The 7839-nt window shown below is 35.2% G+C and carries 12 protein-coding genes; all 12 read left to right on the top strand.

Going from position 1 to position 7839, the window contains the following annotated elements; all coding sequences use genetic code 11:
* Window positions 1-509 precede the first annotated feature (509 nt).
* The 12 genes from M1D73_RS30110 to M1D73_RS30055 all read left to right on the top strand — a co-directional run bounded on the left by M1D73_RS30110 (window position 510) and on the right by M1D73_RS30055 (window position 7233).
* On the top strand, window positions 510-653 hold the full coding sequence (locus M1D73_RS30110) for a hypothetical protein (protein WP_153580007.1): 144 nt from the start codon (window positions 510-512) through the stop codon (window positions 651-653).
* Between the two features lie 237 nt (window positions 654-890).
* Window positions 891-1136, top strand: coding sequence for a helix-turn-helix domain-containing protein (locus tag M1D73_RS30105; protein ID WP_098361513.1), 246 nt, complete (start codon window positions 891-893; stop codon window positions 1134-1136).
* A 683-nt stretch (window positions 1137-1819) separates the two neighbouring features.
* The gene (locus M1D73_RS30100; RefSeq protein WP_061661038.1) at window positions 1820-2266 is read left to right on the top strand and encodes a capsid assembly scaffolding protein Gp46 family protein; all 447 of its coding nucleotides are present in this window, start codon (window positions 1820-1822) and stop codon (window positions 2264-2266) included.
* Window positions 2263-2523, top strand: coding sequence for a hypothetical protein (locus M1D73_RS30095; protein WP_257204851.1), 261 nt, complete (start codon window positions 2263-2265; stop codon window positions 2521-2523). Before M1D73_RS30100 ends, M1D73_RS30095 begins: the two co-directional genes overlap by 4 nt.
* Before the next feature lies 1 nt (window position 2524).
* A complete protein-coding gene (locus M1D73_RS30090; protein ID WP_257204850.1) occupies window positions 2525-3103 on the top strand; it encodes a hypothetical protein in 579 nt (192 codons plus the stop codon).
* Window positions 3104-3139: 36 nt separating this feature from the next.
* Window positions 3140-3304, top strand: coding sequence for a hypothetical protein (locus M1D73_RS30085; protein WP_187156206.1), 165 nt, complete (start codon window positions 3140-3142; stop codon window positions 3302-3304).
* Entirely contained in the window at window positions 3279-3746 is a 468-nt protein-coding gene (locus M1D73_RS30080; RefSeq protein ID WP_257204849.1) for a hypothetical protein, read from the top strand. Before M1D73_RS30085 ends, M1D73_RS30080 begins: the two co-directional genes overlap by 26 nt.
* Window positions 3727-4053, top strand: coding sequence for a hypothetical protein (locus M1D73_RS30075; protein ID WP_061661034.1), 327 nt, complete (start codon window positions 3727-3729; stop codon window positions 4051-4053). The genes M1D73_RS30080 and M1D73_RS30075 overlap by 20 nt, the downstream gene beginning before the upstream one ends.
* Window positions 4043-4387 carry a hypothetical protein gene (locus M1D73_RS30070; protein ID WP_257204848.1) on the top strand — a complete coding sequence of 115 codons (345 nt, stop codon included), beginning with the start codon at window positions 4043-4045 and terminating at the stop codon, window positions 4385-4387. The genes M1D73_RS30075 and M1D73_RS30070 overlap by 11 nt, the downstream gene beginning before the upstream one ends.
* 461 nt (window positions 4388-4848) lie before the next feature.
* Window positions 4849-5070 carry a hypothetical protein gene (locus M1D73_RS30065; RefSeq protein ID WP_243341639.1) on the top strand — a complete coding sequence of 74 codons (222 nt, stop codon included), beginning with the start codon at window positions 4849-4851 and terminating at the stop codon, window positions 5068-5070.
* A gap of 63 nt (window positions 5071-5133) precedes the next feature.
* The gene (locus tag M1D73_RS30060) at window positions 5134-5316 is read left to right on the top strand and encodes a hypothetical protein (RefSeq protein WP_086385199.1); all 183 of its coding nucleotides are present in this window, start codon (window positions 5134-5136) and stop codon (window positions 5314-5316) included.
* A 489-nt stretch (window positions 5317-5805) separates the two neighbouring features.
* Window positions 5806-7233, top strand: a complete 1428-nt coding sequence (locus M1D73_RS30055; protein WP_257204847.1) for a bifunctional DNA primase/polymerase — start codon at window positions 5806-5808, stop codon at window positions 7231-7233.
* The last annotated feature ends 606 nt before the right edge of the window (window positions 7234-7839 follow it).

The following is a 7839-nucleotide window of genomic DNA, read 5'->3' as shown; positions in this document are numbered from 1 at the left end:
TATGCCTTCTCTTATTGCTGGTTGTATTGTTCAATAGATTGTTAAAGAGTATTGATAGTATAGAAGGATTGGTTGACACTACTTACAACATGAATGCAATGACATGATGAATGAACAAAGAGTGAAGGCTTTCTTCTATAGAGTATTACAGAGTGTATGTTATGAGTGGTTGTCAATGAGTAGCGAGAAGGGAAGTCATACTATATATAACAGGTGGTGTGTGTAGTGTTGCTGATACCTTCTATATAGGTTGCTTCTATATAACGAATAGAGGACGGTTGTATATATGATTAGTTGTGTTGTTCCCAAAAGGGTACTAAATAACTATAAGAGATATTGTGGTGCTGATAGGAAGGTGTGAGTAATGAGAGGGTATGTAATAGATAGAGAGTGATAGAGTCCAGCGACTCTTTTTTTATTTCTTTCAACTTTCTTAAACAAATTTAAAAAAACCTATTTACAAATGTTGATAGCCATAGTATAATAAGATTATAAGGAGGTGAGGCAAGGTGATGGAAACAATTAAAGATGTTGTAGCAATAATCGCTTCAGTGTTCGGAATCATAAACGTTGGTTTAGACATCCACACTAAAGCGACTAAGAAACTACAACAAAGCAAAAAGCGTAAACGTAACAAACGTAAACGCAAATAAGCAAGATGAGGGGAAGGGTTGACAGCCATATTCCCCTCATTACTATTATAACATCCGTCACCGAAAAATGATGAAGAAAATAAAACCAATTGATTTAACTGTATTTGTTATTTTATTTTTGTGGGCAATAGCCAATGATTTTAGTGTAATGACTACGTTGGATTGGATATGTATAGTTGCAGGGATTGTGTATACTATCATGTTTATAATTAAGTTATGTATGAGAGGTGAAGAATAATGAAGTATCATTTAAATTCTAGGGAAGAAGTCGAGAATTTTATCAGAGAAGAAGTTCTTATCACTTCAGAGGCGATGGAGATTTTAGGCGTTAGCCGTTCCCGTATGAGTGTTATGATTAAGTCTGGTAAGTTAACGCCAATTAAAAAGCTAGGGAATGTGAGTTTATTTCTAAAAGCTGATATAGAAGCCAAAAAAGAAGAATTAGAAGGATTGCGAGAAAAATTTCGTCCATATGACGAGTAAGAAGGGATTTCCCTTTCTTATTAAAAGTCAATCCAAATCTATTTAACATAATGAAATAAGCATGTTTTTCTCTTGAATATGTGTAAAAATATTAGGTACAATTTGTACTGTTTTTTTGTCGTTATATCGGAAAAATTAGTAATGCATACATCGGTATATGAAGGAGGACAGGAAGCCCAAAAAGGATTGAATAGAATCATGAATATTGGTAGGGAATCCATGTATATTTGTGTATGTCATTGCATAATTTGATTATCTATATATCTACTATCTTTATACATTATCCCTAGGACTCGACAAACGTTGATATAACAGCATTTCTATTATGACTACCTATAACATACATTATGTTTACTTTATGTGAAATATTTCACAATTATATTCACTCATGGACGTTCTTCACTGGGGAATCGTTTTAACTCGTTGTAACCATCGGGGGTACAACGGGGGGTATCGGGCGAAAAATAAAACCCAACAGACGATTTTTTTTGGTAACTTTTCGGCGTTTGGATACGACTTTAAAAGATAAGCTGACTTCCCAGCCAATCTTTTTAATCAGCAGTTTTGTGTGATGAGTTTTATGTATACAAAGTGTTAAATGGAACAACAAATCTAATTATATATTAATTGTAGCGACAATTTAATACATCGTTATATTGACTATGATTGGGAGCGAAACGGATATGTTAGAGAACGAACAACAACATGATACAGACCAACAAACAGAAGAAACTTTTACAAAATCGGATATTGACGAAGCAGTTAACCAAGCTTTAGCGAATCGTGACGAAGCCGAACGAATCCAGCAGGAGCGCACACAAGCAATGGAAAGGCTCGATAGTGCATTTGCTGAAGCGAATAACATTAAAAAGAGTAAGGAGTTGTTAGAAATAGCAGAAACACGTTTAAACAACGCAGGACTACCAAGCAGTTTAGCAAGCATGGTACAGAACAAAGACACTCGCATCATGAATGAGCGTATTGCTATTGTAAAAGCGTTAATCCAAACAGAAGCAAAGAAATCTATTAAAAAGAGTCTCGCTGGTAAAGTGCCCGAAAAGGAAAAAGGTGTATCCGCACTAAAACAAAGTGCAGAAGCTCAGGCATTTCACAAGGAGCTAAATAAATGAGTAAGAAACTAATAACTACAATCACTGGTGAAGGGATTAACTGGCGTGTAGAAGATAGAGGAATCGTATTAGGACGTGGTAAAGCAAGCAACCACAAAGAAGCACGGGACACTGTAAACAAACGATACGGCGGATATACAAACGAAGACGTCCGATTGAGCACAAAACTATATGAAGAGTTAAAAAACACGTACAAAGAGACAGGAGAAGCCCCAAAAGGCTTTCTAGACGGAAACTATACATTGGAGGATGAATGAAATGGCAAATAAACGATATATCAAAGGTGACGTACATCGACCAGACTATAAAGGACTGTTAAAACAAGAGTTTTTTAATCAACGAGAAACATTTAATGAAGGTTTAGCAGGTTTTGAAGCAGAAGCACAAGCACTAGCGGAAAGAAAAGCCCAATTTGAAACAGAGCAGAAACAACTATTATCAGAGTTATATGTAAAAGCAATGCATGAGATTGACGGCAAAGAGATTAATTTTGTTGATAGTAAAGCAGATATTCCAGTATTTGAAGATGAAAGAGCCTTTCAAATTGCAGACGCAAACCGGGTGTATATGGAACAAGCGCCAGAAGAATATACAGTGGCAGAACGTAACAATATTAAATCAATTTATGATGTCTTAAAAGCCGAACGAGACGCCTTTAACTCTCAATTTTCACTAATGACACGAGAAGAAGCAGTGGAACAATACAAAGACGCCTTATTAAGCTCAAAAATAGCTGGTGACATGTCTGGAGAAGAAACGCTATTCCCAGTAGTAGACACAAGACCAAATGAAGAGGTAGCAAGAGACGCTTTTAACCAAGAACTCGAAGGTCAATAAGTCTAGTATTGGGCTTATTACGTAAAGGAGAAGGACATGGATAAGAACGAAACAAGAACCCTATTTGTAGATACAATGCTAAACATCAAGAGCGACCGCAAATCATACGAGAAAAAAAGGTTGAACGGAAATAACCGTAAAGCACTCTTATTAGCCGTTATGAGAGGTGAAGGTATTGGCGACAGTAAAAAGCCTTGCTAAACGATTAAACAAGCTACAAACCGCAAGAACGCCTAATGGCATAGTAATTCTAGCGAATAGTGAACATGACATAGCAGAGAAGTTGGAGAAAACAAAAGCTAGAAATATAGTGGCTATCAACGGTAATATTGACCCTTTTTGTGACGTTTGCGAAAGTCATTTTGAACGGTGTAAATGCAATGTGAATCATAACGGCTCTATGCATGCGAAGGAGCTGGAATACTGGCGTAAAACCGACCCTAAACACTATGCGGTAATTATGAAACATAGCACGGTAAGAGAGGAAACCGACCCAACTGAAGGACTTCTAAAGTGGGTAAAAGGCGATATTCTTTATACAAGACCGAGCACCAACATAAAAGAAGCGCACGAACAAAATTTAGCTGGATTAAGTCCAGTTGTAAGAAAGGCATTGACAAAAGATGCAACTACATTACATTAACGGTGAGCCGACGCCTGAAACAGCCCAATACATTCATAACATTGAAACTATCAGGGGTTTAGAGCAGGAGTTAGGACTAGAAAAGCACGGTATATATAGTTTGTCCTGGGATGATGTGAAAGCCCTGTATGACAGTGGGAAACTTACATATGCTCAACTAAAGATTATTTATAACCGAATGAAAGTCAAAGATACATCTATTCATAATACTTACTTAGATGAAGATGGCAACATGATTGATGGTAGGCAATCAAATATAGTAAGAAACATTAAACGAGCGTTAGGAGGGAGACAAAATGACTACTAAAATGAAAACGACAGCCAAAAAGAAGCCGATTGACGTGAATATTAATATTGATACACCGAAAGACGCTTTAATCACACGTAAAGCCTTAATGAAGCTATTCTGTGAGCGTAAAATTGATAAGACTGATTTAAACGCCCTGTTATATTCATTACAAGGTGCAAGCAGTGAACACATGAATATGATTAACCTTACTAAAATTGAGCTGGAAAGCCGTCGTATTGACGTACAAGAGCGTGATGTTATTGTGAGGGAAGAAACAAAACTACGTTTAGAAGGCAAAATCGAAGCGTTAGAAACAGTTATTGAAGAGTTGGAAGCCGAAACAGTTAGATAAACTTTGTGAAGCAGTTAAATGTTTTGTACAATATAAGGGTTACTAATTGCTTTAATTGTTTATTATCTTCTATTTTTTCTACCTCTAGATTTCTGTACAAGTGACAATAGATTGGGAAGAAGGCGCTGGCGAAAACTAGCGTCTTTTTTCTATGTATACAAAGTAGCAAATGAGATTGCTATACGGGTGATATACTGAAGATACAATTTCATAGAGAAAAACAACTTATTTTTATAAGTCTATTATCTCAACTTGTAACTATTAAGTGTGGAACGTTATCCCCACCCTCGCAAAGAGTCAGCCCGATAAACTGGCTCTTTTTTTGAGCCTTTTAATTGGATATAACAAAAGAAGGGTATTTTCGATAGGTAAATGTTAGAAAATATGTATATAAATTACAATAAATATATTTACACGGTTTCGAAACCGTTATATACTATGTTTGTAAATGAGGTGAAACAATGCCTGTAAGAAAAGATAAGTTTGAGACGTTCTATTCAAGTAAGATGGGCTACTATGGTGTAGATAACATCAAAGACGCCGAAAAAGCATACAAGATGGAGCGTATGATTGCCAAAAACATAGTCGATTTTGGCGAAGAGAAAGTTGAAGAATGGATTGAATTAGCTAAGGTAACAGGGATTAATGACAGAAACAAAAAGCTTAAAAAAGAGAATGGATAGCGGGCAATAGTCCATCTCTTTTTATGTAAAAAGTTTCGAAACCAAAACTAGGAGGAAATGACGATGAGCAATAGTGAAAAAGGGTTATTAGAAGGAAAGTTTTTTTGGTTGGTAGAGGGATTAAATGAAATGCTAGAGGAAGCAAACCCGAATGAGAATGAATATGCAACATTAAATAATGTTGACATGGATCGCCTTTCAGAATGTGTTCAATTAATGTGCGTCGTGACAAACCAATTGAAATAAGCATAATATCTGTTAATCTTAATATAAATAAATAATTATAATTATAATATATGATTAAATAGATTTAATACATACATGAAAGATAATGAAGAACAGGTACGCTGTATGTTACTTGAAAGCAAGTAGTATATGATATCACAACGACTTTCTTTCTAGAAGTCTATTTATTCGACCATATTCGTAGTATAATAGCAATAAATGACAACGAAAAACGCCTTATACCTTCTGTCGACCAAAACAACAGGTATAAAGCGCTCTCTAGGCATATTGCATTCAATTAGATTGAACGGATTCCTTTTTTAAAAGAGGTAATTCCGAACATGTTTTATACAGAGATAATGCAGTATAAAGTTTATACAGAGGTAATTCTGTACACATTTTATAGAGGCATTTTTGTATAAGATTTATATAGTTATTATACCAACTATATAAAGAATGCACAATACCTCTGTTTCGTTGTACTTACAATTAGAAGAAGGGGTTTTTTTAATGCAAGAATACCAACAACATATGGTGCTAGAGTCTATAAAAGACTTATATCTACCAAAAGAAAACTATGTCAAAAAGAAGATTGTCACAAATAAAAAAGGCTGGATACATAAACGGAGCGCTCCAACTGACAAAGATATCATTACTCATATTAGTGGCGGGAATAATTTAGGCGTTTTTGGTGGCGCTACTGGTACAAAGTTTATTGTATTTGATGTAGACGCTAGGGAAAGAGCAAAAGACGTTACTATGAGGCTGATAGACGCCTTAGAAAGTGAATATGGAATCAATAGAAGTCGTATATTCGTATTTAATAGTGGTGGGAAAGGATATCATGTCACTTTATACCTAGACAACATCATTATGTATGATGATTTACAACTGTTGTACAAGCAGGTTATCGCAATGGTCGGAGAAAACAAGAACGTAATCGAGTTACGACCAACAGAAAAGCAAGCAGTGAAGCTACCTTTTTGCTCACATTATAAAACTGGTAACTATGCTGGTATTGTATCGCCTTTAGACCTATCTAACAGCCCGATAGACGAGTTTTTATTCCCTGTCAAACAAATAGTATTAAATGACTTATTAAAGCGTGTAGCGGAACGAGAAGGGCTTATAATTGAACGTGGTGAAAAACTAACGCTTGATAAAGAAAATGCAGTCTTTTTGGATAATGTTTCAACGAATGTCAATCTTGATGTATACAGTCTTGATGACCTTGCAAAAGAGATGAAGCAGGTTCGAGACGCAAACTCACTTATTTACAAATATACGAGACATAATACAACGCTGAAATTAGCTACATACCTTAAATGCATTGAAAAAATGGAAAGAGAAGACGTGAAAACAGTCATTCTCAATATCCTTTGCAACACACCAAAAGACATGTTCAACGATTACGACACTGTTATGTTTGAAAGAGAAACTAATAGATTGGTTGACCTTGTATTCAATAACAACTATAAAATTGGTGCTAGAAGAAAAATAAGTATTTATGAAGGTGAGATTAAAGCACTCTTACAGCTTCCAGGACGAATAGAATTAAAACGCCTGGGCTTTGCATTCCTAATGCATGGAAAACGCTATATGAAGCCAAATGGAGAGTTTTATTTCAGCTATAACACTATTCAAAAGTATGTAGATTGTAGAAAGAATAATATCACTAAACAGATTGAGAAGTTAGTTGAGGGTAACGTGGTAGAAATCGTAAGACAAGGCGTGGCACACGCTAAGGAAAGCGAGAGAGAATGTACAATTTATAAGACGGTTTTAGAGAATGAAGGCAAAAAAATAGAGTTGGTATACAATGAATCAGAGCCGGCCAGCTTTGAAAGTATTGTATCTCAACTCATTGGGGAAAAAGACTTGAAGTGTCTTATTCCAAAGACTTGCTTTTATACTCAATTTAAACAATATTACAAGTAGTACGTTCTCCACCACGAGAACATAAGCAGTACCACTTAAACTTTGCTTCACACAATTAGATATTAACATGAGCTATTTGCGGGGTGCAAGTAGCTTTTTTTGGTTATTTTATCGGCATTAAAAAGACGTTAATTAATAGCTTTTCTACTACTTTTTCTTAAAAAGCATACTAAAGAGTATTTATAAAAGGGGTTGGGGTTTTTCTTTGCTCTTTTCTTTGTTGGTATAGAGCCGTTTTAACGCTATTTAGAAACACGTAAAACAATAGTTTTTTATAGCTTTTTAAACTGATTTTCTTAAAAAGGATACTAAATAACTTAAGTAATTCTTTTTGGGTTTTTCAAGCGTGAGCAACCACCACTCTTTTTTCTTTTGTACGGGCTACCACTTCTCTATGATTCTTATACTATTTACCGAAAGACTACTAAAGAGTATTAAGAAAGGTTTCTAGTGTACTACGACTTAAGCAAGGACATAGGGTTTCTTAAAAAGCCTACTAAATAACTTATGAGGGATAGTGTCTTGTATACGAGGTTGTATACTCCTTTAGGTGTATGTGTTGTACTAGGTAGCTTGTATATAGAGAGTGTATAGTTGTTTGTGTTC

The organism is Bacillus sp. PK3-067 (assembly GCF_056738645.1).
The sequence above is the reverse complement of the archived record's forward strand: the minus strand, read 5'-3'. Positions and strand labels throughout refer to the sequence as shown.